The sequence below is a fragment of the Pseudomonas sp. NBRC 111131 genome (assembly GCF_001320525.1).
Classification (GTDB): domain Bacteria; phylum Pseudomonadota; class Gammaproteobacteria; order Pseudomonadales; family Pseudomonadaceae; genus Aquipseudomonas; species Aquipseudomonas ceruminis.
This window is the reverse complement of the sequence record NZ_BCBH01000005.1, coordinates 170,206-193,672: the sequence shown is the minus strand read 5'-3', so window position 1 is coordinate 193,672 and position 23,467 is coordinate 170,206. Positions and strand designations below refer to the sequence as shown.

Below are 23,467 nucleotides of genomic sequence, written 5' to 3'. Positions count from 1 at the left end.
CATGCGCAACCTTATCCTTGGCGGTGCCCGCTCCGGCAAGAGCCGCCTGGCCGAACAGTTGGCGATCGACAGCGGCCTGCCCGTGACCTACATCGCCACCAGCGAGCCGCTCGATGGTGAAATGAACGAGCGTGTGCGCCTGCACCGCGCGCGTCGGCCGGCTGACTGGGGGCTGATCGAAGAGCCACTGGCGCTGGCCGCCGTGTTGCGCGCCCAGGCCGCCGAAGGGCGCTGCCTGCTGGTGGACTGCCTGACCCTGTGGCTTACCAACCTGCTGATGCTTGAAAACGACCAGCGCCTGGCCCAGGAGCGCGATGCTGTGCTCGAATGCCTGACGCACTTGCCCGGTACGGTGATCCTGGTCAGTAACGAAACCGGCCTGGGCGTCGTCCCCATGGGCGAGTTGACACGGCGCTATGTCGACCAGGCCGGCAGCTTGCACCAGGCCGTTGCCGGGCGCTGCGAGCGCGTGGTACTGACCGTGGCCGGCCTGCCTCTTATGCTTAAAGGACCCGCACTATGAATCAACCCTGGTGGCGTGACGCCTGCCAACCCCTCGATAACGCTGCCATGGACCTGGCCCAGGCCCGTCAGCAGCAGCTGACGAAACCTGCCGGGTCGCTTGGCCAGCTGGAAGGCCTGGCGGTGCAACTGGCCGGCCTGCAGGGCTGTGCACGGCCGACCCTGGAGCATGTCGCCATCGCACTGTTCGCGGGTGACCACGGGGTGGTGCAGGAGGGCATTTCGGCCTACCCGCAAGCGGTCACCGGGCAAATGCTGCGTAATTTCGTCGGCGGCGGTGCAGCAATCAGCGTGCTGGCGCGTCAACTGCAAGCCAGCCTCGAGGTGGTTGACCTGGGTACTGTCGATCCGCACCTGGAACTGCCGGGTGTGCACCACGTGCGGCTTGGAGCGGGCACTGCCAATTTCGCGCACCAGCCAGCGATGACTGAGGCGCAATTGCACGCGGCCCTGCAGGCGGGCCGGGACAGTGCTCGGCGCGCTGCCGATAGCGGTGCGCAGTTGTTCATCGGTGGCGAAATGGGGATTGGTAACACTACGGCCGCCGCGGCCCTTGCCAGCACACTGCTGGCGTGTCCGGCCACTGAACTGAGCGGCCCAGGCACTGGCCTGGACCCTGCCGGTGTGCGTCACAAGGCTGAAGTCATCGAGCGCGCCCTGGTGCTGCATGGCCTGCGTGCCGATGAGCCGCTGCACGCACTGGCCTGCGTTGGCGGCTTTGAGATCGCAGCCCTGGCAGGTGCCTACCTGGCGTGCGCCCAGCAAGGCATCGCGGTGCTGGTGGATGGTTTCATCTGCAGCGTTGCCGCTTTGGTGGCGGTCCGTATCAACCCGCAGTGCCGCGCTTGGCTGCTGTTCGCCCACCAGGGCGCCGAGCCAGGGCACAAGGCCTTGCTCGCTGCCCTGGATGCCGAACCGCTGTTGGCTCTGGGCCTGCGTCTGGGCGAGGGCAGTGGTGCGGCCCTGGCGGTGCCGCTGTTACGCCTGGCCTGCGCCCTGCATGGCCAGATGGCGACGTTTGCCGAAGCGGCGGTGGCGGATCGGCCGGCATGATCCTCGACCTGCTGCGCCACGGTGAAACCGAGTACGGCGGCGGCCTGCGTGGCAGCCTCGACGATGCCTTGACCGAAAAAGGCTGGGCGCAGATGCGAGAGGCCGTGGCCGCCGGAGGGCCTTGGCAGGTGCTGGTCAGCTCGCCGTTGCAGCGTTGCGCACGGTTTGCCGACGAACTGGGGGCGCGCCTGGGCCTGCCGGTGCAGCGGGAGGCCGACCTGCAAGAGCTGCATTTTGGCGATTGGGAAGGGCGCAGCGCTCTGCAGCTCATGCAAACCCATGCGGATGAGTTGGGGCGTTTCTGGGCCGACCCCTATGGTTATACGCCGCCTGCAGGCGAGCCGGTTAGCGCATTCGCCGACCGCGTCCTCGCGGGCATCGAGCGCCTGGGGCAGCAACATGCGGGCAAGCGCGTGTTGCTGGTCACCCACGGTGGCGTCATGCGTCTGCTGCTGGCACGAGCCCGTGGCTTGCCTCGGGCGCACCTGTTGCAGGTTGAGGTTGGCCATGGTGCGTTGGTGCGATTGGATGTGAACGGCGACCTGCTGCAGGAGGTGTGCTGAGTGCTGCCGTTCTGGATTGCCTTGCAGTTTCTCAGCAGCCTGCCGGTGCGTTTGCCAGGCATGCCCGCGCCTCGTGAAATGGGTCGCTCGCTGCTTTTCTACCCGCTGGTAGGCCTGCTTTTCGGCCTGCTGTTGTGGCTGGCGAGCCACCTGCTGCAAGGGACGCCAGCGCCTCTGCACGCGGCGCTGTTATTGACGCTGTGGGTGCTGCTCAGTGGCGCGTTGCACCTGGATGGCTTGGCCGATAGCGCCGATGCCTGGCTGGGTGGGTTCGGCGACCGCGAACGCACATTGACGATCATGAAGGATCCGCGCAGCGGGCCGATTGCCGTGGTGACCCTGGTACTGGTGTTGCTGCTGAAGTTCTGTGCGTTGTGGGTATTGGTCGAGCGCGGTGCGGGCGCGCTGCTGGTGCTGGCGCCAGTGTTGGGGCGAACGGCGGTGCTTGGATTGTTCCTCGGCACGCCCTACGTGCGCAAAGGCGGCCTGGGGCAGGCTTTGGCCGAGCACCTGCCGCGCCCTGCGGCAACCTGGGTGTTGTTGGCCAGCCTGCTGGTGTGCCTGGTGCTTGGCGGGCTGGGGGCGGCCTGGGCAATGCTGGCGGCGCTCGGGGTGTTCTGCTGGTTGCGGCGGTTGATGTGCCAACGCCTGGGCGGCACTACCGGGGACACGGCCGGTGCGCTGTTGGAGTTGCTCGAGCTCACGGTACTGCTGGGGCTGGCGCTCACCCGTTGAGTTGACCGCGTACAGTCATTTTCAGCAATGCATTGGTGCCCATTTCCCTGACCTTGCGGGGTTATCCTCGGCTGTCTGTTCGATTGGCCGGGAGGCCCCATGCATCACTGGATCCTTGCCAGTCTGCTGGCGATGTTGTCGCCTCTGGCCAGCGCCGCAGACCTCATCGACTTCTGGAACACCCCCCGCCATGGTGGCAACAGCTTCAACCGTCTGCCGCCCGACCAGGCCTACTTCGAGGCCTTGCGCGCCTATGGCGCCACCTGGGTACGGCTGTCCTACGATAAATGGCAGCCCGCGCAGCGTGACGTTCTGCTGGGCGATGCCGACCACTACCAGGGCCTGCCCGCCGCGGACCTGAAACGCTTGCGCGACACCCTTGACCGTGCTCATCAGGCCGGGCTCAAGGTGGTCATCGCACCGCTGTCATTGCCGGGCATGCGATGGTCGCAGAACAACCAGGGCCAGTTCGACGACCGTTTGTGGCAGGACAAACGCTTCTGGTCACAGGCGGCCACGTTCTGGGGCGACCTGGCCCGTGAACTGAAGGATCACCCGGCCGTCGCCGCCTATAACCTGATCAACGAACCGGCCCCGGAGAAGCATGGCGGCCTCGCCGAGCATGCCCCTGCACAGCAGATGCAGCGCTGGTACGGGCAGGCCAGGGGCAGTGCGCGAGACTTGCCAGCGCTGTATGGCCAACTGCTGGCGGCTATTCGCGAGGTGGACACACATACCCCCATCATGGTGGATGCTGGCTGGTATGCCGGCGCCGATGCGTTCAGCTACTGGCCCGAACCGCTGCAGGATGAGCGCGTGCTCTACAGCGTGCACATGTACGAGCCCTATGCCGCCACCAGCGCGCCTAACTTGTCGCGTGAGCGGCCTTTCGCCTATCCAGGCCCGGTGCCGTTCGCGGGCGCACGTCAATACTGGGACGGTGAGCGTGTCGAACAGTACCTCGCTCAAGCCTTGGGGTGGGTGGATGCGATGAAGGTGCCGCGTTCACGGCTGGTTGTCGGCGAATTTGGCTGCATGCGGCGCCTGCCAGGTTGTCGGCAATACCTGGAAGACGTGCTCACGGTGCTGGAGCGTAATCAGCTGCACTGGGCGTTTTATAGCTTTCGTGAAGACAGTTGGGATGGCATGGATTACGAACTGGGCGTGGCAAAGGTGCCATGGCGCTATTGGCAGGCCATCGAACAGGGTACCCCGGACAGCCTCCCGCGGCGCGCCACGGAGGTGTTCGAGCCTATCCGCCGGCGGTTGGCGCCGTGAAACTGCTTGCAACGTCCAGGTTGCGGGTATATACACGTACCCATGTTGACCAGTGAATGTATCTGCACCCATCTGCGTCGTGCCGCGCGCGGAGTAAGCCGACATTACGACGAGGCCCTTGCCGGTTTCGGTATCAATGTCGCCCAGTTTTCCCTGCTGCGCCACCTGCAGCGGCTTGACCGACCCAGTATCACCACCCTGGCCGAGGCCATGGGCCTGGAGCGCAGTACCTTGGGGCGCAACCTGCGGGTCCTGGAGGCGGAGGGCTTGGTGGCCTTGACTGACGGTGACGACCAGCGCAACCGTGTGGTGCTGCTGACCGAGGCAGGCGCAGCGCGCCTGCGGGTCGCCTACCCGGCGTGGGAGGTTGCGCAGCAGAGGTTGGTGGAGCACCTGGGCGAAGGGCCGCGCGATGAACTGGTGCGTTTGCTGGAACGGCTGGCCTGATCGACTACGACCAAACGCGGGTATATACCCGCATAACCTTGCGATGTGCTGGAGATAACAACAATGACTTCGGTGTGGCGAACCAGCGGTTGGGTGCTTGTGGGGGCAGCGTTGATCTTGGCGTTGTCGCTTGGCGTGCGGCATGGGTTCGGGCTGTTCCTGGCGCCGATGAGCGCCGATTTTGGTTGGGGGCGCGAGGTGTTTGCCTTCGCCATTGCGTTGCAGAACCTCATCTGGGGGCTGGCTCAGCCGTTTGCCGGTGCGTTGGCCGATCGCCTCGGCGCAGCACGGGTCGTCATCATCGGTGGCATTCTCTATACCGCAGGCCTGTTGCTGATGAGCACCGCTGATTCGGCCTGGTCCCTGTCACTCAGTGCCGGCTTGCTGATTGGTATTGGCCTCTCCGGCACCTCGTTCTCGGTGATTCTGGGCGTGGTCGGCCGCGCTGTCCCGGCAGAGAAACGCAGCATGGCCATGGGCATTGCCAGCGCTGCCGGTTCGTTCGGTCAGTTCGCCATGTTGCCGGGTACCCTTGGCCTGATCGAATGGCTGGGCTGGTCGGCTGCCTTGCTGGTGCTGGGCCTGTTGGTGGCCCTGATCGTGCCCTTCGTCGGGATGCTGCGCGACCGCCCACTGCCCAGCCATGGTGTGGAGCAGACGCTGGGGCAGGCGCTTCGCGAGGCGTGCTCGCATTCCGGGTTCTGGCTGCTGGCCCTGGGCTTTTTCGTCTGCGGTTTTCAGGTGGTGTTCATCGGCGTGCACCTGCCGGCCTATCTGGTCGATCAGCATCTGGCGGCCACCACCGGCACCACCGTGCTGGCGCTGGTCGGGCTGTTCAACATTGTGGGCACCTATACCGCGGGCTGGCTCGGCGGGCGCATGTCCAAGCCGCGCCTGCTCACCTGGCTCTACCTGCTACGCGCAGTGGTGATCGTACTGTTCCTGTGGGCGCCGGTGACCGAATTCAGCGCCTATCTGGTTGGTATCGCCATGGGCTTGTTGTGGCTTTCTACTGTGCCGTTGACCAACGGCACGGTGGCTACCCTGTTTGGTGTACGTAACCTGTCCATGCTTGGTGGGATCGTTTTCCTGTTCCACCAATTAGGCGCGTTTCTGGGGGGCTGGTTGGGCGGTGTGGTGTATGACCGCACGGGCAACTACGACCTGGTATGGCAGATTTCGATCCTGCTCAGCTTGCTGGCTGCAGCGCTCAACTGGCCCGTGAGCGAGCGCCCGGTCGCTCGGCTGCAGGCCAAGGCGGCATGAACCGCTACTGGGCCTGTGGCTTGCTGGCTGGCGCTGGCGTGCTGTTGCTGGCGCTGGTGTGGTGGGGCTGGCATCGGGGTGGCATGGCGTTGATGCAACTGGGCATGGGCGTTTGTTAAGCGCTACCCTGCAAGTTCTTGGACTGTCTTGCAGGAGTACCCAACGATGCGTGCACATTGGTTGACAATGCCGTTGCTGGCTTTGGTGGCGGCGGGTTCTGCCTGGGCGGGAGATTGCCCGGCGTTGTTGCAGGGGAGCCTGCCGGAATTGCGGGGCAAGGGGCAGGTCGACTTGTGCCAGCGTTTTGTCGGCAAACCGTTGGTAGTGGTCAATACGGCCAGCTATTGCGGCTTTGCTCCGCAGTTCGAGGGGCTGGAGGCCACTTACAAGGCTTATCACGGGAAGGGCCTGGAGATGCTGGGTGTGCCTTCCAACGATTTCAAGCAGGAAGATGCGGACAGCGAGAAGACTGCCAAGGTGTGTTACGCCAATTACGGTGTGACCTTCACCATGACCAAGGCCCAGGCGGTGCGTGGCAAGGATGCGATTCCACTGTTTGTGGAGCTGGCCAAGCAGAGCAGTGCGCCGAAGTGGAATTTCTACAAGTATGTGGTGGACCGCAAGGGTAAGGTGATTGCCAATTTTTCCAGCCTGACCAAGCCTGATGATCCTGCGTTCAGGGCGGCAATTGACAAGGCGATTGCCTCGCAACCTTGAAGGCCGGCTCCCGCGCTTGGGGTTCTCTTGCTCCGGTCTTGTGCCTGGAAGTACCGCGCTGACCGGGCCCTCCTGGGCCGCAGCGCTTGGCCTACATCCATGGCGTCACCTCCCTGAGCAAGACCTGCGTTCGGCCTCCTGAAGCAGAAGCAACGGCACAAGCCAGAGCAACTTGGGTCAATGTGGGTGCACCGTCAGCGCAACCAAACGCACGACCAACGGCCTGACCATCAGCACACAGACAAATGCCACTGGCATTGCCAACTGGTAGGCCTTGAGCACATTGCTCAGATACTGTGGGTTGACTCCCGCGTTGGCGGCGGTGATGACGAAGCACATCAACAGCGCCATGATGGATGACATGTAGAACGCGAATACGTAAGGGGTTGCACCTGGGCGCAATTTGCGCAGGCTGCGCGGCTGGGGCAGGTTGCTCATGCGATTTCCTTGATGAGGTTGGAGCCGCAGGTTAGCAATGCAACAGGTAACAACTGTAGACCGGTAATACTGAGTTCTTTATAAAGAGATTCTTACGAATAAAAGCGTTCCCCCATGGATCTCCTCAACGCTATCCGCTGTTTCATCAAGGTCGTGGAAGCTGGCAGCATCGCCGCTGGCGCACGCAACCTTGGCCTCACCCCCGCAGCGGTCAGCCAGAACCTCGCACGCCTCGAAGGGCACCTGCAGGTACGCCTGATCAGCCGCACCACCCGCAGCATGGTGTTGACCCCAGCCGGCGCGCTCTACTATGACCGCGTCAGGCACATCGAGCGCGATCTGGCCCTGGCCGAGCAGGCTGTCACCACCCCTGATAGCGAACCCCAGGGGCGACTGTGCATTGCCTCTACCTCAGCGTTCGGGCGCCATGTCCTGGCGCCGCTGATCCCGGCATTCAGCGCCCGCTACCCGCTGCTTTCGATAGAGTTGATAACGACTGATCGACGTGTCAACCATGCCCGTGAGGATGTCGATGTCAGCCTGCGCATCACTCCGCAGTTGGAGGATCACCTGCTGGCACGGCACATCGCTCGCATACCGTTCATCTGCTGTGCCTCGCCTGGCTACCTGGCAAGCGCCGGGTTGCCCACCACGCCCCAAGCATTGCGTGAGCATCGGTGCCTGGTGTTTCGCTACCCCGTGGATGGCCGCTTCCTGCGTTGGGGGTTCATGCGCGACGGGCTGCGTTTTGAAGCGGAATTCGGCACCGTGCTGATCAGTGACGACATCGATGCCCTGACCCAGATGGCGCTCAACGACGGTGGCATCACCCGGCTCGCCGAGTTCATTGTCCGGCCGCATCTGGCCAGCGGTGCGCTGGTGCCGCTGTTTGAATACAGCGACCACGGTCAGGCCTATGCCCAGACCGAGCCGATGGATATCTACCTGTGCCTGGCCGACCGTTTCGCCATGACCGCCAAGGTGCGCGTGTTCATGGACTACCTGCGCGATGCGCTGGGCGACAACTGGCAGGTTCAGGCGTAAAAAAACCGCCACGAGGGCGGTTTTCCATGCAGCGGTACGAATCAGAAGCGGTAGGTGAGGGAAGCACCGATACCGTGAGCGCTGTTCTCGTACTTGGCCTGGTAGCGACCCTTGGTAGGGCTGGCCAGGTTGACCTTGGTGTCCTCTTCCCACAGGTAGGAGTAGGCCACGTCGATGGTCATGTCGTCGTTCGGGCTCCAACCGGCACCAAAACTGACTGCCTTGCGATCACCCGTAGGGATGCGCGGCGAACGGTCGTGGTTGTTGGTTGGCGACTGGTCGACGGAGAAGCCGGTACGCAGTACCCATTCCTTGTTCACCTTGTACGATGCGCCAATGGCGTGCGCCCAAGTGTCGTGCCAGTTCTGCTCCTCGGTAATGGTGCCGAACTGAGCAGCCAGCGGTGCAGGTACTTCGTTGTTGACGGTGATGTCTTTCAGGCGGCTCCAGCGCGTCCAGGTGCTCCCTGCGTACAGGGTCCACTGGTCGTCCAGTTCGTGGGTGACCGAGAAGTCGACCGACTCTGGAGTCTTGATCTTCAGCGTGGCATCGAACTTGCTGCCGCTGAACGGGCCGATCAAGGCGTTGTTGACCTTGGTGTCGCCCTCGAGCTTGTAGTCGACCATCGAATGGTAGGTCAGGCCGACGCGGGTGCGGTCGGTGGCTTGCACCAGGATACCGACGTTGTAGCCGACAGCGGTATCGTCACCTTTGATCTTCACTTCGCCGTCATTGAAGCCGGGCGAGCGCGGGTTGAGGGTGTTGGAACCCAGTTCACCCTTGATGCGGTTGATGGTCGGACCGAAGCCAATCGAAACCTTGTCGTTGAAGGCATAGCTGACAGTAGGCTGGAACGTGATGACCTCGACGTGGCTCTTTTTGCCCCAGTAGCGTGCGGCGTCACCGCTGCCGTAGTCGGTTACCAGGCCGAACGGCACGTAAACGCCGAAGCCGACGCTCCAGTGATCGTCGATCGGTTTGACGTAGTAACCCATTGGTACGCCAACCACAGGCACCATGTCACCATCGGTTTCCCCTGGCAGTGGGCTGCTGCCCGCACCCGAAATGTCCGTTTTGGCGATGACGGCTGCGCCGCCCACGGTGACTTGCTGGCGCTTCAGGCGAGACATACCGGCAGGGTTGCCATACACCGTGCTGGCATCATCGGCAGCGGAAGAACGACCCGCGAAACCTGTCCCCATGCCGCTGACGCTTTGTTCGTTGAGGGCAAAGCCGGCAGCGAACAATTGACTGGAAGCGAGAGCAACGGCTACGCCGAGGGAGGTTTTGAGCATTGCTTTTTTCATTATTAGAAACTCCTTGGGATCTCCGGGGCGAAAAGCTACCAACAAATCACGCGCCGCGCTATAGCCTCAATCACTGGAGATAGAGCGGTTTTGTAGGACAATCCGACTAAAATTCCATTTTTTCCGGTAATGATGTAGGACGCTTCCTAAGATGCTTGAGGTAATTTCTGATCAACGCAGTGATGCCAGGCCTGGGTGAAGTCCCGCAGGCGGCCTTGGGGATGGAAAATCTGCCGCCAGATGCGCGCTTGCCCCAGCAGATCGTCCGCGGCAGGCAAGCGCGTGGCCTGCTCTTCGATGAGCATCCAGGCAATGGCGGTGGAGTAGCGCAGGTTTACCGTGAGTTCCAGGTGCGGGCCGCCAAGAAAGGCGTGCTGGCTTGCCAGGCCGCGCACGAGGCTGGCCAGCTCCGGGTCGCGGGCGAGAAAGTCGTCCCACACCGCCTGGTGCCGGTTTTCACCGATGCGGTAGAGGCCGTGGCCACGGCGGTCATGCAAGGCTGAACCAAGCGCCGACTGGCTGGCCGCGATGCCCAACAGCAGGGCTTCGGCACTGGCGCAATGACGATTCAGGTAGACCAGGGTCGGTCGGATCACATACTGACACAATTCATTCGCCGCAATACCCATGATGCCCTCGAGCAGTAAGGGGCCGACGGGCGCTGGAGCTTGGCAGCTGGTGAATGTTCAGGCCCGCCGGAAGCGGTTAGGACCGCTCGAGTTGAAGTGTAGTGTGATAATCGTGGTGTAAAGAGCTGTTTTTAAATCGATTGCTGCCTGACGTAGGGCGCTATATGCCCTGAGGCAATTACGCCAAGAACGTTCAGGCAGGGTACTGTCGATAGAATTCAGCCACTGAATGCCACGGTATTCGCCGCTCACGCAGTGAGCGATTGGCGCGTGCGATCAATGACTGCCTGCAGCGGCCCAGAGCGGCTGTACTGTTCAGGGTACAGGCGTTCGGTGTGGCAGGCGACGCCGTGCTCGTCCACCAGCGTGAAGCTGAAGTTGCCCTTGCGTGGGGCAGTGATAAGGCACTTCAACGGCGAGAAGGCCTGGGAGAGGGTGCCAATGGCAGCCTGAATTTGATGATGAGTTTGCATATTGTTGGATGTTCCTGCTTTAAACACGGTGGATATGATCCGTGCATGATAGAAACGTTCCAGTGACGCCTTTATTAAGGGACGAACGAACCTGACTGGAACAGGGCAGCCAGAGGGGGCGCAATCAAATGTGGGCGCTTGGGCTGACTGGTAGGTACTTCAGAGGGCAGGCAGCATGCCGGGGCCAAGGTTCTAGGCCGTCGGAATGGAATCCTGATCAATCTGTCACGTGATTCGTGCTTGGGCAGCGCAAGGCTGGCGAGTGAATCATCGAAAGGGCCGGTCCTGGTTTCAGCAGTGATGCTCTTGGGGGGAGCTGTTCTGCAAGGACGCTTCTGGCCAGAATTGACTTTCAGCTTGGTACTAACGAGGCGCACCTTACCGGAACCTGGCGGGCTTTGCAAGCTTTGCCATGTTTCTTCAGGCGAGCCGCGCAGTATGGCGCGTCTTTCACGTTGTGGGAAGGGGGGTGAATAACCCGCATTTGGTCGAATGTCCCGATTTCGTGCATTCAAATGCGGGTTTCTGGTGCACTTGTTCACATTTGAGGCGCGACTTGTAACAGCCTTGCAACAGGCCCGCCAACGCTCGCCAATGCCTTGACTGATACCTTAAGTCAATGAAAAAAAACACTAATTTTAGCTGGTGAAAAAATCGTCAGTTTGACTGGAAGCCTTAATTCATAGGGGTTTGCGGGGTCATTAAGGGGGTTGTCCACCGAGTTATCCACAGGAACTGTGGATTGTCCAAAGCACTTGCTCTAGCACGGGCGTGCCAGCAAATTACAGAACTGTCCGACAATCATCCGGCAGTTGACGACTGCCTGGTCACTGACTTGGAAACGTCAAGAAAAGATCAGTGAAATTTTTTTTCCATCCTCCGGAAATGGATGGGCCATGGGCCAAAAAAAGGAGTAGAGTGGCGCGCCTTTCGAGCTGCCTTCCCTGTTTGTCATGAAGCTTCGCGGTAAACCCCTCGCCAGCCCTGCTGTTTCGTCGTCAGCCCCTGCGTCCAAACGCTTTTCTTTGAAAGTGGCCCTCTGGTTGCTCGACAGCCCGCGCCTGGGTGACAAACCGCAGGTCAAGCATTTGGCGGGGCGTCTGCTCAAGCAACCGGCCCGCCAGGGCGTGGTGGTGGCCCAGAGCCGGCTGGGGCAGATGCTGTGCCGGGATTGTGGCAATGCCCGTGATCGGCGTATCGGCCATGATTTGCTACGCCAGGCGGCCCGCGCGGGCGATCGGCGGGCGCAACTGGAGTATGCGCGGCTGTGTCAGGCCGCTGAGCCGGAGCAGGCGCGTTACTGGCTTGAGCTGGCAGCGGGGCAGGGCTCGCAGGAAGCTCTGCGGCTGCTCCGGCAGTGGTTTCCAGGCTGACGAGCGCTGAGCCTGTGCAGGCGTGCGCTCAATCAGGCTGATAAGCTGCACTCACTTCGCAACCGTTCGATTGGGGTAAGCATGGCAGTGGATCTGACCAGCATTCTGTTGGGCTTGGTGGCAGGCGCCTTGCCTGGCCTGGGATGGGTCATGTACCTACAGCGCCGCGAAAGTGCCCGGCAAGGCGAGCACGCCTTGCTCGAAGAGCGCCTGAACAGCGCGCTGCTGGCTCAGGCCAGCTTACAGGCGCAATTGGACGCCAGCCGTGATGAGGTCAGCGACCTCAGCGAAGCCAACAGCGTCAAACAGGCCCAGTTGGCTGCGCAGGGCCGCGAGCTGGAGTTGTTGCAGATTGATCGTGACAATGCCCGCGATGCCGCCCACGCCTGGCACCTCGAGCGGGCTAACCGTGAAGCCGAGCTGCGTCGGCTGGAGGCGCAGGCTGCACGCCTGGAAGCCGAGCTGCGCGAACAGCAGGAAAGCCATCAGCAGCGTCTGGAAGACCTGCAGCAAGCCCGCGATACCCTGCGTGCGCAGTTCGCCGACCTGGCCACGAAAATCTTCGATGAGCGCGAGCAACGCTTCGCCCAGACCAGCCAGCAGCACCTGGGCCAGTTGCTCGACCCGCTCAAGGAACGGATCCAGGCCTTCGAGAAACGCGTGGAAGAAAGCTACCAGCAGGAAGCCCGTGAGCGTTTCTCCCTGGGCAAGGAACTGGAGCGCTTGCAACAGCTCAACCTGCGCCTGTCCGATGAAGCTACCAACCTTACTCAGGCACTCAAGGGCCAGAAGACCCAAGGCAACTGGGGCGAGTTGATCCTCGAGCGCGTGCTGGAGCATGCCGGCCTGGAGAAGGGCCGCGAGTACCAGACCCAGGTCAGCCTCAAGAGCGCCGAAGGTGAGCGCTATCAGCCCGACGTCCTGATCATGCTGCCTGGCGACAAGCAGGTAGTGGTCGATGCCAAGGTCAGCCTTACGGCCTATCAGCAGTTCGTCAGCAGTAACGATGAAGGCGCGCTCAAACAGCACGTACAGTCGCTGCGCAGCCATGTCAAAGGTTTGTCCAGCAAGGACTACAGCCGTCTCGAAGGCTTGCACAGCCTGGATTTCGTGTTGCTGTTCGTGCCCATTGAAGCGGCCTTCTCGGCTGCCCTGCAGGCTGAGCCCAACCTGTTTCAGGAGGCATTCGACCGGCAGATCGTGATCGTCAGCCCAACCACCTTGCTGGCTACCCTACGGGTCATCGACAGCCTGTGGAAGCAGGAACGCCAAGGCCAGAATGCCCGTGAGATCGCCGAGCGTGCGGGCTGGCTGTACGACAAGTTCGTGCTGTTCATTCAGGACCTGGATGAACTGGGCAACCGCTTGCAGCAGGTCGACAAAGCCTATGCTGCTGCGCGCAACAAGCTCTGCGAAGGGCGCGGCAACCTGATCAGCCGCAGCGAACAGCTCAAACTGCTCGGTGCCCGTGCCAGCAAGAGCCTGCCGGCCGACTTGCTGGAGCGGGCATTGTCCGGCGAAGCGCTGCCGGACGAGGCGGTTACTGCACCAGGCTCAGATGGCGATTGAGCAGGGCGCGCAAGGCCGCCGGCTTGACCGGCTTGGCCAGGTAGTCCAGGCCTGCGGCATGCACCGTGGCAAGGGTTTCCTTGCTGCCGTCGGCACTGATCACTACACCGGGGACCGGTTCGCCCAGGCGGGCTCGTAGCCAGCCCATCAGGCCCGTACCGGTATCGCCATCATCCAGGTGGTAGTCCACCAGTGCGAGGTGCGGGCGCATGCCCTTGGCCAGCAGTGCCTCGCATTCGGCGCGGTTGCGAGCAGTCCATACCTGGCAGCCCCAACGGCTGAGCAGGCTGTTCATGCCGATCAGAATGCTGTCTTCATTGTCGACGCACAGCACGTGAAGGCCGGCCAGCGGCTGGCTCGCCTGCTCCACGGGTGCGCTCGGTGCTGCCACAGCCTGGCGGGCGATCGGCACGTTGACCCGGAACACGGTGCCTTTGCCGGGCCATGAGCGCACTTCCAGCTTATGGCCAAGCACTCGGCACAGGCCGTCGGCAATCGCCAGACCTAGCCCCAGGCCTTTCTCGGCGCGGGTCTGGTGGCTGTCCAGGCGCTTGAATTCCTGGAAGATCACCTGCAGCTTGTCGTCGGCAATGCCCGGGCCACGGTCCCACACTTCCAGCCACAGGTGCTCGCCCTGGCGGCGTACACCCAGCAGGATAGGACTCTTGCCGTAACGCAGGGCGTTGGTGAGGAAGTTCTGCAATACCCGGCGCAGCAGTTTCATGTCGCTGTCGACCCGCAGGCGGCTGCCACGCAGGCGGAATTCCAAGCCCTTTTCGGCGGCCAGCAGCTTGAACTCCGCCCCCAGCGTGTCGAACAGGTCGTTGAGTGCGAACGGCTTGGCATCTGGGGTAATCTTGCCGTTTTCCAGGCGCGAGATGTCCAGCAGGTCGCTGATCAGTTCTTCGGCCGAGCGCAGCGAGCTGTCCATGTGTTGAACCAGCTGCTGGGCTTCTTCGTTCATGCCTTCGGCCTGCTGCGACAAGGCGGCGGAGAACAGCCGGGCGGCATTGAGCGGTTGCATCAGGTCGTGGCTGACCGCTGCCAGGAAGCGCGTTTTGGACTTGCTCACCGCTTCGGCCTGGCTCTTGGCCTCCGACAGCGCCTGGTTGAGCTGGGACAGTTCATGGGTGCGTTCGGCTACCCGCTGCTCCAGGCCTTCGTTGGCATCACGCAAGGCCTGCTCGGCTTCGCGGAACGGGGTGATGTCGGTGAAGCTCATCACAAAGCCACCACCGGGCATCGGGTTGCCGATCAGCTCGATCACCCGGCCGTTGGGGAACAGCCGTTCGGAGGAGTGCGCACGCCCTTGGCGCATCCAGTGCAGGCGCCGCGCCACATGGACTTGCGCTTCGCCTGGGCCGCACAGGCCGCGTTCGGCGTTGTAGCGAATGATGTCGGCGATCGGCCTGCCAACGCTGATCAGGCCGTCGGGGTAGTTGAACAGTTCCAGGTAGCGGCGGTTCCAGGCCACCAGGTGCAGGTTCTGGTCGACCACGCTGATGCCCTGGTTGATGTTCTCGATGGCACCTTGCAGCAAGGCGCGGTTGAACTGCAGCACCTCGCTGGCTTCATCGGCGATGCGCACCACGTCCTCAAGCTGCATGTCCCGGCCTTCGATGGCCGCCTTGACGACAGCGCGGGTCGAGGAGCTGCCGAGCACGCCAGCGAGCAGGCGCTCGGTGTGCTCGATCCAGTCGCCGTCGGCGTTCTGGTTGGGATTGAAGCCTTTGCCCTGGCGATAGGCAAAGCGGATGAAGCTTTGCCGTGCACGCTCTTCACCGACAAAACGCGAGGCGAGGGTCAGCAGGTCGTCGATCTGCACGGCCAGCAACGGTTTGCTGCTGGGGCGAGCGCTGGTCTGCTGGCCGATGAAGCGCCCGGCCTGCCAGTGTTCCGACACGCGGGTACGTGAAAGCATCGAAACCCAGGCGAACAACGTGAAGTTGCCGGCCAGTGACAGCACGACGCCCTGGGTAAGGGGCGTGATCGGCAGGTTCAGCGGGTTGCCGTGCAGCCACGCCAGGCCCGGGAACAGTTGCAGTGACCAGCCCAGGCTATGGGCGGTAATGGGCAGCACCAGGGTGTAGAACCACAGGAAGATGCCCGCTGCCAGGCCTGCGAACACGCCGCGGCGGTTGGCCTGCTTCCAGTACAACGCGCCCAGCATGGCCGGGGTCAGTTGGGTCACGGCCGCGAAGGCGATCTGGCCGATGGTGGCCAGGCTTGCCGTGGAGCCGAGCAGGCGATAGCTGACATAGGCCAGCAGCAGGATGACCACGATGGTCACCCGGCGCACCGAGAGCATCCAGTGCCGGAAGGCTTCAAAAGGCCGTTCGGCATTGTTGCGGCGCAGCAGCCAGGGCAGCAGCATGTCGTTGGAGACCATGGTCGACAGCGCCACCGCCTCGACGATGACCATGCCGGTAGCGGCCGAGGCGCCGCCGATGAAGGCCAGCAGTGCCAGGCTCGGGTGCGCTTCGGCCAATGGCAGGCTGATCACGAACGAGTCGGAAATCACCGTGCCGGGCAACAGCATCTGCCCGGCCAGGGCGATCGGCACCACGAACAGCGCCGCCAGTGCCAGGTACATCGGGAACACCCAGCGTGCCAGGCGCATGTCCTGGGGCTCGATGTTCTCCACCACGGTCACGTGGAACTGCCGCGGCAGGCAGATGATCGCCATCATTGCCACGGCGGTCTGCACCACCATCGACGGCCAGTTGATGGTTTCCTGCCAATAGCTGTCCAGCTGCACCGACTGGCGTGCTTGGGTGAACAGGTCGTCGAAGCCGTCGTACAGGTTGAATACCACGAACACGCCCACGGCCAGGAAGGCCAGCAGCTTGATCAGCGATTCGAAGGCAATGGCCAGGACCATGCCGCGGTGGTGCTCGGTGACATCCAGGCTGCGCGTACCGAAAACGATGGCGAACAATGCCAGCACCAGCGACACCACCAGGGCAGTGTCCTGCACGCGAGTGCCGGTGGCATCGGCATTGGCCCCGATCAGCAGGTTGACGCCAAGCACGATGCCTTTGAGCTGCAAGGCGATATAGGGCAGCACGCCGACCAGGCAGATCAGCGCAACGACCACCGCCAGGGTTTGCGACTTGCCGTAGCGTGCGGCGATGAAGTCGGCGATCGAGGTGATGTTCTGCTGTTTGCTGATCAGCACCATTTTCTGCAGCACCCAGGGTGCGAAGATCAGCAGCAGGATCGGCCCCAGGTAGATGGGAAGGAAAGCCCAGAGCTGTTCGGCGGCTTGGCCGACCGCGCCGAAGAAGGTCCAGCTGGTGCAGTACACGGCCAATGACAAGCTGTACACCCAGGCACGCAGCCGCGGCGGCAACGGTGTGCTGCGGCGGTCGCCGTAGAAGGCGATGGCGAACATGATGGCCATATAGGCCAGGGCGACCACGGCGATCAGCCCGCTGGACAACGACATGAAAACTCCGGAGCAAAAAAGATAACGCGGTCCCGATCAATCAGTCTGGCACGCAGACGAGGGTTCGTCAGCGCCGACGATGGTCGCAGTGGCGCGTCGTCGCAGGGTTGGGCGTATACCTGTACTGCCTCATGCCTGCCGAGTTCCCCTCCAGTAGAACACCCCTGCCAGTATCACCGACAACACCAGCAGGTAGAAGATCAGCCCCGGCCACCAGTGTCCCAGGACCAGTCCGACCATCACCGGCCCTAGCGCCGCTCCCAGGTTGGACAGGTTCTGCGCGCCGTAATACACCCCGCGCAAATGCTCTGGCGCAATCAGGTCGATGAACATGTACTCGGCCGGGATGACGATGATCTCGCCCAGGGTGAACACCAGCATGGCCAGGCACCAGGCCAGCACCGATCCGGCCAGGAAGAAGCCCAGCAGGCCGGCAATGAACAGGGCCATGCCCGCCAGCAGCCAGGGCATCAACTGCTGGCGGCTGATGCGTCGGCCGATCAGGTACTGCAGGGCAATCACCGTCACGGCGTTGGTGGTTACCAGGTAGCCCACCAGCCGCGCCGCTTCGCTGGCGCTGGTGGTCACCACCAGATACTGCGACAGGTACGCGGTGAACTGGCCGAATACCACGGCGCTGAGTACACCGCCGAGGGTGAAGCAGACCAGCCGCCGGTCGCGCGCCAGGCCCAGCGCCACCTGGGCGAAGCCCGCACCGGGCTGCGCCGGTGCGCTGGCCTTGAGCGTGCGCTCGCCCAGGCGCCAGTACGCCAGGCACATGCCCATGCCAATCAGCGCAGAAGCGAAGAAGGGCAAATGATCGTCCAGCTCCAGCATCGCCACGCCCAGCATCGGACCGATGGCGTAACCCACATTGCTCAGGGTGTACTTGATGGCGAACACTTCGGCCCGTTGCTCCACGGGCAGCAAGGCGCAAAAGCCGGCCTTGGCGGCAATGTCGACCACTGCCAGGGCCAGGTTGATCAGCACCAGGCACAGGAAGAACAGCACTGCCGAGCGGCTGGAGATGGCCGCCACGAAGGCCAGGGCGAACACCAGTGTGCTAGCGCTGACCAACGTGTGATTGCGCAACGTATCCACCAAGTGCCCGCCATACAGGCTCAGTAACGAGGCTGCGATCAACGCGCCGCCGATCAGCAGGCCGATCTGGCTGACCGAAAGCTGGAAGTTGTCGGCCAGGTAGACCACCAGGTAGGGCAGGGTGAGGGCACGGGCCACGGTCAGGGTGAAGGTGGTGACCAACAGCAGGCGTACGGCAGCAGGGTAGTGCTTGAGGGCGGCGAGCATTGCCACTTCCTTGTTGTGGTGGGGTGCCGATGCTTCAGCATAAGGGAGGCTGAGGTTGTGTGTCGCCTGTGCTGGCCTCGTCGCCGGTTTGCGCAGGCGACCAGCGGAGGATTGACACGCTGCGGTACTGCGGGAATACTCTCGGAAAAATTCATATATATGTTTATATAACAAGACGAGAGAGCGACCCATGCACCCACTGTCCGGTGATGCTCGACTGCCCCGCTACCAACAACTGCGTGACCATCTGGTCGAGCAGATTGCCAATAATCGCTGGCGCCCGGGCGAGGCGATTCCGACCGAAGCGGCCCTGGCCACCGAATTCGACATGTCCGTGGGGACCGTGCGCAAGGCTGTCGACGTGCTGGTGGCCGAAGGTGTGCTGGAGCGCCAGCAAGGCCGCGGCACCTTCATCCGCCGCCCGCAGTTCCAGTCCTCGTTGTTCCGCTTCTTCCGTTTCGAGTCTGCCAGCGGCGAACGGCTGATGCCGGAAAGCCGCATCCTCTCCATCGCGCCCGTGCCTGCACCGTCTGCGGTGGCCGAAGCGTTGGGGCTGCAGGCCGAAGCCGAGGTGATTCGTATTGTTCGTACCCGTCTACTCGGCGCCCAACCGGTGCTTGCTGAGGAAATCTGGCTGCCACGGCAGACCTTCCAGCCCCTGCTCGAGGTCGAGTTGCAGAGCAAAGGCCCGTTGCTCTACCCGATCTACGAGCAACTGTGCGGCCAGGTGGTCGCCTACGCCGAAGAGACCCTGACCGCCGAAGCGGTCGATGCGGCGCATGGCCGCTTGTTGCAACTGCCGGCCAACAGCCCGGTGGTGGTGATCGAGCGTCTGGCCCGTGATTACGCCGGCAAACCGTTGGAATGGCGCCGCTCGCGCGGCCATGCGCAGCACTTCCGCTACCGCATCGACATTCGCTGACCCGGCTGTTTCACCCCGTTACCCGTCTGCGCCGGTCTGCCTCGGCGCAGTGGCTTCGCCTGCCCGGTCGCCCGCGCGCCAAGAGCTTCGGCACGCCCGGCCGTAACACACACGACTAGAAGGATAAAAACCATGTTCAGTTGGTATCGCCAGATCACTTCACGGGAACGCAAGACGTTCTGGGCCTGTTTCGGTGGCTGGTCGCTCGATGCGCTGGAAGTGCAGATGTTCGGCCTGGCCATTCCCGCGCTGATTGCCGCGTTCTCCCTGACCAAGAGTGACGCAGGCCTGATCAGCGGCCTGACGCTGGTTACCTCCGCCATCGGCGGCTGGCTCGGCGGTACCCTGTCGGACCGTTACGGGCGCGTGCGCACGCTGCAGTGGATGATCCTCTGGTTCTCCTTCTTCACCTTTCTTTCCGCGTTCGTCACCGGTTTTTACCCGCTGTTGTTCGTCAAGGCCATGCAAGGCTTTGGCATCGGTGGTGAATGGGCGGCCGGCGCGGTGCTGATGGCCGAGACCATCAATCCGAAATACCGCGGCAAGGTCATGGGCACCGTGCAGAGCGCCTGGGCCGTGGGGTGGGGCCTGGCGGTCGGGCTGTTCGCGCTGATCTATTCGCTGGTACCGCAAGAGTTCGCCTGGCGGGTGATGTTCTTCGTCGGGCTGCTGCCGTCGCTCCTGATTATCTGGGTACGCCGTAATGTGCCAGAGCCGGACAGCTTCCAGCGCCTGCAGAAAGAGAAGGCCATCCCGGGCAGCTTCTTCAAATCCATGGCCGGGATCTTCCGCCCCGAACTGTTGCGCGTGACCCTGCTTGGCGGCCTGCTGGGCCTGGGTGCCCATGGTGGCTACCATGCGGTGATGACCTGGCTGCCGACCTTCCTCAAGACCGAGCGCAACCTTTCGGTGCTGAACTCCGGCGGCTACCTGGCCGTCATCATCTTCGCCTTCTGGTGCGGCTGCGTGATCAGCGGCCTGCTGATCGACCGCATTGGCCGACGCAAGAACATTCTGCTGTTTGCCCTGTGCTGCGTGCTGACCGTGCAGGCCTATGTATTCTTCCCGCTGACCAATACCCAGATGCTGTTCCTCGGCTTCCCGCTGGGCTTCTTCGCCGCCGGCATTCCGGCCAGCCTGGGCTCGTTCTTCAACGAGCTGTACCCGGCCGACGTACGCGGCGCTGGGGTTGGCTTCTGCTACAACTTCGGCCGTGTGCTGTCGGCAGTGTTCCCGTTCCTGGTCGGCCACATGAGCGAGTCCATGTCGCTGGGCAGCGCGATCGGCATCGATGCCGGCATTGCCTACGGCGTCGCCATGATTGCCGCACTGTGCCTGCCGGAAACCCGTGGGCGCACGCTCGAAGCCACCCCAGTGCCAGCCATGGCGACGGCTGGCGCCAAGTAACCTGATCAAGTCCTGAAGACCACCATGCCCGACGTTCCTGCTTCCTCTCCAACGGCTATCGATAGCCATGCCCACGTCTTTACCCGTGGGCTGAACCTGGCCAGCGAGCGCCGCTACGCGCCGAGTTACGACGCACTGCTGGGCGATTACCTGGGCCAGCTGCAACGCCATGGTTTCAGCCATGGCGTACTGGTTCAGCCCAGTTTTCTGGGCACCGACAACCGCTACCTGCTCAGCGCGCTGCAAACCGTGCCGGGGCAGTTACGCGGGGTGGTGATGCTGGAGCCGGACGTTGAGCGTGCAGCCTTGGATGAAATGGCCCGCCTTGGTGTCAGGGGCGTGCGCCTGAACCTCATGGGCCAGGCCCTGCCCGACCTGCGCGACCGTGCGTGGCGCCCGTTGCTGGAACGCATTGCCGAACAAGGCTGGCACCTGGAGCTGCACCGTCACGTGGCCGACATCCCGGCGCTGGTGCGAGCGCTCGAGCCCTACGGCCTGAACATCGTCATCGATCATTTCGGCCGGCCCGACGCCCGTCTGGGGCTGGGGCAGCCGGGCTTTGCCGAGCTGCTGACACTCGGCGGCAAGGGCAAGGTGTGGGTGAAGGTGTCTGGGGTCTACCGCCTGGAAGGCACGCCGGAGCAGAACCTGACGTTCGCGCGCCAGGCCCTGGGTGCGCTTGAGGCGCATTATGGTGCCGAGCGGCTGATGTGGGGGAGCGATTGGCCGCATACCCAGCATGAGGCGGCGGTGAGCTTTGCCACAGTGGTGGAGCAGTTCGAGGCCTTGGGCTGTTCGGCTGAGCTGCGTCGGGCACTGTTGGTGGATACGGCGCGGGACTTGTTTGGTTTCGAGTGATACAGCGGTAGCTGCGCCCCTGTCGCCGGCTTGTCGGCGATGGGGGCGCAGCAGGCTGAGTTCGCCTGCAGGCGGCTTGCTTACGCTTAGAACCGGAACCGGCTGATCATTTGCTGCAACTGCCCACCCAACCGCGCCAATTCCACGCTGGAGGCCGAAGTCTGCAGGCTGGCCTCAGCCGTCTGTTCGGAAATATCCCTCACGGTCACCACGCTGCGGCTGATTTCCTCGGCCACTGCGCTCTGTTGTTCCGACGCTGCGGCAATCTGCTGATTCATCAGCTGTATGCCTGACACCCGCTGGGTAATCCCTCCCAGCGCTACACCCGCCTCACGCACCAGTGCCACAGTGCTTTCGGTCAGGTTCTGGCTTTGCTCCATCAACTCGCTCACCGAGCGGGTGCCGTCTTCCAGGCTGGCGATGGCCGACTCGATCTCCTGGGTCGATGCCTGCGTACGTTGGGCCAGGCTACGCACCTCATCGGCGACCACGGCAAAGCCTCGGCCCGCTTCGCCTGCCCGGGCTGCCTCGATCGCGGCGTTGAGTGCCAACAGGTTGGTCTGTTCGGCCACGGCCTTGATCACATCCATGACCTTGCCGATGCGCTGGCTTTCGCTGCGCAGGGCGTCCATGGCCTCGCTTGTGGCATCCACCTGGCTGGCCAGGCGCCCAATCTGCGCCACGGCGCGGTTGACCACGCTGTCGCCTTCGCGTGCTTCGTCGTCGGTGGCACTGGCGGCCTGGGAGGCTTCACCCGCGTTGCGCGCCACTTCGTGTACGGTGGCCGCCATTTCCTGCATGGCAGTGGCAACCTGGTCGGTTTCCACTTTCTGGTTGTTGGCACCGGCGCTGGTCTGCTCGGTGATCGCCGAAAGTTCTTCAGTGGCGCTGGCGATCTGCGAGATACCGTCGCGCACCTGGGCGATCAGTTCGCGCAGGTTACGGGTCATGCCCTGCAGGGCATTCTGCAGTTGGCCGACTTCGTCACGCCGGTGGCTGGCCGGTTGCTCGCCGAGGTCACCTGCGGCCACCTGTTCCATGGCCTTGAGCAAGTGGCGTAGCGGCTGGCTGATCTGCCGGGCAATCAGCACGGCGGCCAACGCGCCCATCAGCAGGGCGAGGAGCGTGGTGACTATCTGCAGGGCTTTGGCGAACTGGCTGTCTTGGACCACTGCCACGGCCTGTGCATCGAGCAGCTTGCCGATCAGGGTGTTGAGCTGTTCGATATCATCAGCCATGGCAGTGCGGTATTGCACCAGCTTGCTCACTTCACCGCGAAAGGCCTCCACGGCATCGGCATAGGCCCGTACCTGCTGCTCGAGCTGCGCAAATTCGTCGGCAAAGCTGCCGTTGAACCGTGACACCAGGCCCGACAGCTCATTCACCGTGGTCGCGATCTGGGTGTTCATCAGCTTTTCGGTTTCGGCGTTGGTATTACCGGTGTAGCCACGCACGTGGTAACGCAACAGGATCAGGTTTTCGCGAATCTGGTTGATCGCCTCGCTCCGCACGAAGCGTTGTTCGGCGTCGGGCAGGGCGCGTACCTGGTTGCGGACCTGCTCGATGCTGGCAAAGGACTGGGTCGCCAGTGCGCCCATCTGTTGCTGGGCGGCGCGCATCTTCTGGTAGGCCTGGAAGCTCAGCGCCTGGTTGCCGGCATAGGTATGCAGGGCCTGCTCGGCTTGACTGAGGATGGCCAGGTTGTCCGGCTTTACCAACAGTCCGCGCAGTTTGATCAGAGGTTGCTCGAATGCATCCAGTGCCGCCTGCAATGCCTTGCCCTCGCTCTCCTCGCCATTGGCCATGGCGTGGCGCAAGCGCGCCACCCGCAGATCGCCCAGGGCATCATTGAGCCCGGAAACGTCGCTGACCACTTCGCTGCGGCGCACCAGGCTGCCCAGACCGTTCCAGCCGATCAGTGACTGGATCAGCGTCAGGCACAGCACCAGACCGAATCCGAGAAAAAGCTTATTGGCGATCTTGAGATCACCGAACCAGGTAAACATATGCTGCTGAGCTCCTTTTCTTATGCGTTGGAGGAGACCGGAGGTCTGTTCCTTATGTCAGATATAGTTATCTATATGAATTGTCGGCAGATGTAACAAAATCT

22 protein-coding genes and 1 pseudogene are annotated in these 23,467 nt (G+C 62.8%); 15 read left to right on the top strand and 8 right to left on the bottom strand.

Annotated features, from left to right (window positions below):
- Window position 1: 1 nt before the first annotated feature.
- The 9 genes from cobU to APH34_RS07450 all read left to right on the top strand — a co-directional run bounded on the left by cobU (window position 2) and on the right by APH34_RS07450 (window position 6,581).
- Window positions 2–523 (top strand): bifunctional adenosylcobinamide kinase/adenosylcobinamide-phosphate guanylyltransferase, encoded by a 522-nt coding sequence (gene cobU, locus APH34_RS07485; RefSeq protein ID WP_054900546.1) that lies wholly within the window; start codon window positions 2–4, stop codon window positions 521–523.
- A complete protein-coding gene (gene cobT / locus APH34_RS07480; protein WP_054900545.1) occupies window positions 520–1,575 on the top strand; it encodes a nicotinate-nucleotide--dimethylbenzimidazole phosphoribosyltransferase in 1,056 nt (351 codons plus the stop codon). Before cobU ends, cobT begins: the two co-directional genes overlap by 4 nt.
- On the top strand, window positions 1,572–2,138 hold the full coding sequence (locus tag APH34_RS07475; RefSeq protein ID WP_054900544.1) for a histidine phosphatase family protein: 567 nt from the start codon (window positions 1,572–1,574) through the stop codon (window positions 2,136–2,138). The genes cobT and APH34_RS07475 overlap by 4 nt, the downstream gene beginning before the upstream one ends.
- Window positions 2,139–2,873, top strand: a complete 735-nt coding sequence (locus APH34_RS07470; protein WP_054900543.1) for an adenosylcobinamide-GDP ribazoletransferase — start codon at window positions 2,139–2,141, stop codon at window positions 2,871–2,873.
- A 99-nt stretch (window positions 2,874–2,972) separates the two neighbouring features.
- Complete coding sequence (locus APH34_RS07465) at window positions 2,973–4,151, top strand: glycoside hydrolase family 5 protein (RefSeq protein WP_054900542.1); 1,179 nt, start codon at window positions 2,973–2,975, stop codon at window positions 4,149–4,151.
- 42 nt (window positions 4,152–4,193) lie between these two features.
- Window positions 4,194–4,598: a MarR family winged helix-turn-helix transcriptional regulator gene (locus tag APH34_RS07460; RefSeq protein ID WP_054900541.1), complete on the top strand. Its 405-nt coding sequence runs from the start codon at window positions 4,194–4,196 to the stop codon at window positions 4,596–4,598.
- Window positions 4,599–4,661: 63 nt separating this feature from the next.
- On the top strand, window positions 4,662–5,864 hold the full coding sequence (locus APH34_RS07455; protein WP_054900540.1) for an MFS transporter: 1,203 nt from the start codon (window positions 4,662–4,664) through the stop codon (window positions 5,862–5,864).
- On the top strand, window positions 5,861–5,983 hold the full coding sequence (locus tag APH34_RS29885; protein ID WP_256215539.1) for a hypothetical protein: 123 nt from the start codon (window positions 5,861–5,863) through the stop codon (window positions 5,981–5,983). Before APH34_RS07455 ends, APH34_RS29885 begins: the two co-directional genes overlap by 4 nt.
- Window positions 5,984–6,029: 46 nt before the next feature.
- Complete coding sequence (locus APH34_RS07450) at window positions 6,030–6,581, top strand: glutathione peroxidase (RefSeq protein ID WP_054900539.1); 552 nt, start codon at window positions 6,030–6,032, stop codon at window positions 6,579–6,581.
- Between the two features lie 177 nt (window positions 6,582–6,758).
- Here APH34_RS07450 and APH34_RS07445 read toward each other — a convergent pair whose 3' ends face one another.
- The gene (locus tag APH34_RS07445) at window positions 6,759–7,019 is read right to left on the bottom strand and encodes a DUF2798 domain-containing protein (RefSeq protein ID WP_054900538.1); all 261 of its coding nucleotides are present in this window, start codon (window positions 7,017–7,019) and stop codon (window positions 6,759–6,761) included.
- Between the two features lie 114 nt (window positions 7,020–7,133).
- Between APH34_RS07445 and APH34_RS07440 the strand changes: the two genes are divergently transcribed.
- A complete protein-coding gene (locus APH34_RS07440; protein ID WP_054900537.1) occupies window positions 7,134–8,063 on the top strand; it encodes a LysR family transcriptional regulator in 930 nt (309 codons plus the stop codon).
- Between the two features lie 41 nt (window positions 8,064–8,104).
- On the opposite strand, the gene APH34_RS07435 is transcribed toward APH34_RS07440, so the two are convergent.
- From APH34_RS07435 to APH34_RS07425, 3 genes are all read right to left on the bottom strand, one after another.
- Window positions 8,105–9,370: an OmpP1/FadL family transporter gene (locus APH34_RS07435; protein ID WP_054900536.1), complete on the bottom strand. Its 1,266-nt coding sequence runs from the start codon at window positions 9,368–9,370 to the stop codon at window positions 8,105–8,107.
- Window positions 9,371–9,516: 146 nt separating this feature from the next.
- The gene (locus APH34_RS07430) at window positions 9,517–9,999 is read right to left on the bottom strand and encodes a hypothetical protein (protein WP_054900535.1); all 483 of its coding nucleotides are present in this window, start codon (window positions 9,997–9,999) and stop codon (window positions 9,517–9,519) included.
- Window positions 10,000–10,247: 248 nt separating this feature from the next.
- Window positions 10,248–10,472: a hypothetical protein gene (locus APH34_RS07425; RefSeq protein WP_054900534.1), complete on the bottom strand. Its 225-nt coding sequence runs from the start codon at window positions 10,470–10,472 to the stop codon at window positions 10,248–10,250.
- Between the two features lie 953 nt (window positions 10,473–11,425).
- Between APH34_RS07425 and APH34_RS07420 the strand changes: the two genes are divergently transcribed.
- Together APH34_RS07420 and rmuC are read left to right on the top strand one after the other, a co-directional pair.
- The gene (locus APH34_RS07420; protein ID WP_054900533.1) at window positions 11,426–11,845 is read left to right on the top strand and encodes a tetratricopeptide repeat protein; all 420 of its coding nucleotides are present in this window, start codon (window positions 11,426–11,428) and stop codon (window positions 11,843–11,845) included.
- 195 nt (window positions 11,846–12,040) lie between these two features.
- Complete coding sequence (gene rmuC, locus APH34_RS07415; protein WP_176512647.1) at window positions 12,041–13,414, top strand: DNA recombination protein RmuC; 1,374 nt, start codon at window positions 12,041–12,043, stop codon at window positions 13,412–13,414.
- Here the strand turns inward: rmuC and APH34_RS07410 are convergent.
- The gene (locus tag APH34_RS07410) at window positions 13,386–16,862 is read right to left on the bottom strand and encodes a hybrid sensor histidine kinase/response regulator (protein ID WP_054900531.1); all 3,477 of its coding nucleotides are present in this window, start codon (window positions 16,860–16,862) and stop codon (window positions 13,386–13,388) included. The genes rmuC and APH34_RS07410 overlap by 29 nt on opposite strands.
- Before the next feature lie 129 nt (window positions 16,863–16,991).
- Complete coding sequence (locus tag APH34_RS07405) at window positions 16,992–18,170, bottom strand: MFS transporter (protein WP_054900530.1); 1,179 nt, start codon at window positions 18,168–18,170, stop codon at window positions 16,992–16,994.
- 190 nt (window positions 18,171–18,360) lie between these two features.
- On the opposite strand from APH34_RS07405, the gene APH34_RS07400 reads away from it, so the two are divergent.
- The 3 genes from APH34_RS07400 (at window position 18,361) to APH34_RS07390 (ending at window position 21,357) form a co-directional block, all read left to right on the top strand.
- Window positions 18,361–19,092, top strand: coding sequence for a GntR family transcriptional regulator (locus tag APH34_RS07400; protein WP_054900529.1), 732 nt, complete (start codon window positions 18,361–18,363; stop codon window positions 19,090–19,092).
- Window positions 19,093–19,224: 132 nt separating this feature from the next.
- Window positions 19,225–20,499 carry an MFS transporter gene (locus APH34_RS07395; protein WP_054900528.1) on the top strand — a complete coding sequence of 425 codons (1,275 nt, stop codon included), beginning with the start codon at window positions 19,225–19,227 and terminating at the stop codon, window positions 20,497–20,499.
- Window positions 20,500–20,523: 24 nt separating this feature from the next.
- Window positions 20,524–21,357 carry an amidohydrolase gene (locus tag APH34_RS07390; RefSeq protein WP_054900527.1) on the top strand — a complete coding sequence of 278 codons (834 nt, stop codon included), beginning with the start codon at window positions 20,524–20,526 and terminating at the stop codon, window positions 21,355–21,357.
- A gap of 86 nt (window positions 21,358–21,443) precedes the next feature.
- On the opposite strand, the gene APH34_RS30295 is transcribed toward APH34_RS07390, so the two are convergent.
- Together APH34_RS30295 and APH34_RS30290 are read right to left on the bottom strand one after the other, a co-directional pair.
- Window positions 21,444–22,307: a methyl-accepting chemotaxis protein gene (locus APH34_RS30295; RefSeq protein WP_371263299.1), complete on the bottom strand. Its 864-nt coding sequence runs from the start codon at window positions 22,305–22,307 to the stop codon at window positions 21,444–21,446.
- Window positions 22,299–23,363, bottom strand: a pseudogene (locus APH34_RS30290) (methyl-accepting chemotaxis protein); the annotation flags it as partial. The gene APH34_RS30295 and the pseudogene APH34_RS30290, both read right to left, overlap by 9 nt.
- Window positions 23,364–23,467: the final 104 nt, after the last annotated feature.

Excerpts from the sequence above, each read along its gene's own strand:
- cobU (WP_054900546.1), top strand. The coding sequence starts at position 2 with ATGCGCAACCTTATCCTTGGCGGTGCCCGCTCCGGCAAGAGCCGCCTG.
- cobT (WP_054900545.1), top strand. The coding sequence starts at position 520 with ATGAATCAACCCTGGTGGCGTGACGCCTGCCAACCCCTCGATAACGCT.
- APH34_RS07475 (WP_054900544.1), top strand. The coding sequence starts at position 1,572 with ATGATCCTCGACCTGCTGCGCCACGGTGAAACCGAGTACGGCGGCGGC.
- APH34_RS07465 (WP_054900542.1), top strand. The coding sequence starts at position 2,973 with ATGCATCACTGGATCCTTGCCAGTCTGCTGGCGATGTTGTCGCCTCTG.
- APH34_RS07460 (WP_054900541.1), top strand. The coding sequence starts at position 4,194 with ATGTTGACCAGTGAATGTATCTGCACCCATCTGCGTCGTGCCGCGCGC.
- APH34_RS07455 (WP_054900540.1), top strand. The coding sequence starts at position 4,662 with ATGACTTCGGTGTGGCGAACCAGCGGTTGGGTGCTTGTGGGGGCAGCG.
- APH34_RS29885 (WP_256215539.1), top strand. The coding sequence starts at position 5,861 with ATGAACCGCTACTGGGCCTGTGGCTTGCTGGCTGGCGCTGGCGTGCTG.
- APH34_RS07450 (WP_054900539.1), top strand. The coding sequence starts at position 6,030 with ATGCGTGCACATTGGTTGACAATGCCGTTGCTGGCTTTGGTGGCGGCG.
- APH34_RS07445 (WP_054900538.1), bottom strand. The coding sequence starts at position 7,019 with ATGAGCAACCTGCCCCAGCCGCGCAGCCTGCGCAAATTGCGCCCAGGT.
- APH34_RS07440 (WP_054900537.1), top strand. The coding sequence starts at position 7,134 with ATGGATCTCCTCAACGCTATCCGCTGTTTCATCAAGGTCGTGGAAGCT.
- APH34_RS07435 (WP_054900536.1), bottom strand. The coding sequence starts at position 9,370 with ATGAAAAAAGCAATGCTCAAAACCTCCCTCGGCGTAGCCGTTGCTCTC.
- APH34_RS07430 (WP_054900535.1), bottom strand. The coding sequence starts at position 9,999 with ATGGGTATTGCGGCGAATGAATTGTGTCAGTATGTGATCCGACCGACC.
- APH34_RS07425 (WP_054900534.1), bottom strand. The coding sequence starts at position 10,472 with ATGCAAACTCATCATCAAATTCAGGCTGCCATTGGCACCCTCTCCCAG.
- APH34_RS07420 (WP_054900533.1), top strand. The coding sequence starts at position 11,426 with ATGAAGCTTCGCGGTAAACCCCTCGCCAGCCCTGCTGTTTCGTCGTCA.
- APH34_RS07410 (WP_054900531.1), bottom strand. The coding sequence starts at position 16,862 with ATGTCGTTGTCCAGCGGGCTGATCGCCGTGGTCGCCCTGGCCTATATG.
- APH34_RS07405 (WP_054900530.1), bottom strand. The coding sequence starts at position 18,170 with ATGCTCGCCGCCCTCAAGCACTACCCTGCTGCCGTACGCCTGCTGTTG.
- APH34_RS07400 (WP_054900529.1), top strand. The coding sequence starts at position 18,361 with ATGCACCCACTGTCCGGTGATGCTCGACTGCCCCGCTACCAACAACTG.
- APH34_RS07395 (WP_054900528.1), top strand. The coding sequence starts at position 19,225 with ATGTTCAGTTGGTATCGCCAGATCACTTCACGGGAACGCAAGACGTTC.
- APH34_RS07390 (WP_054900527.1), top strand. The coding sequence starts at position 20,524 with ATGCCCGACGTTCCTGCTTCCTCTCCAACGGCTATCGATAGCCATGCC.
- APH34_RS30295 (WP_371263299.1), bottom strand. The coding sequence starts at position 22,307 with ATGACCCGTAACCTGCGCGAACTGATCGCCCAGGTGCGCGACGGTATC.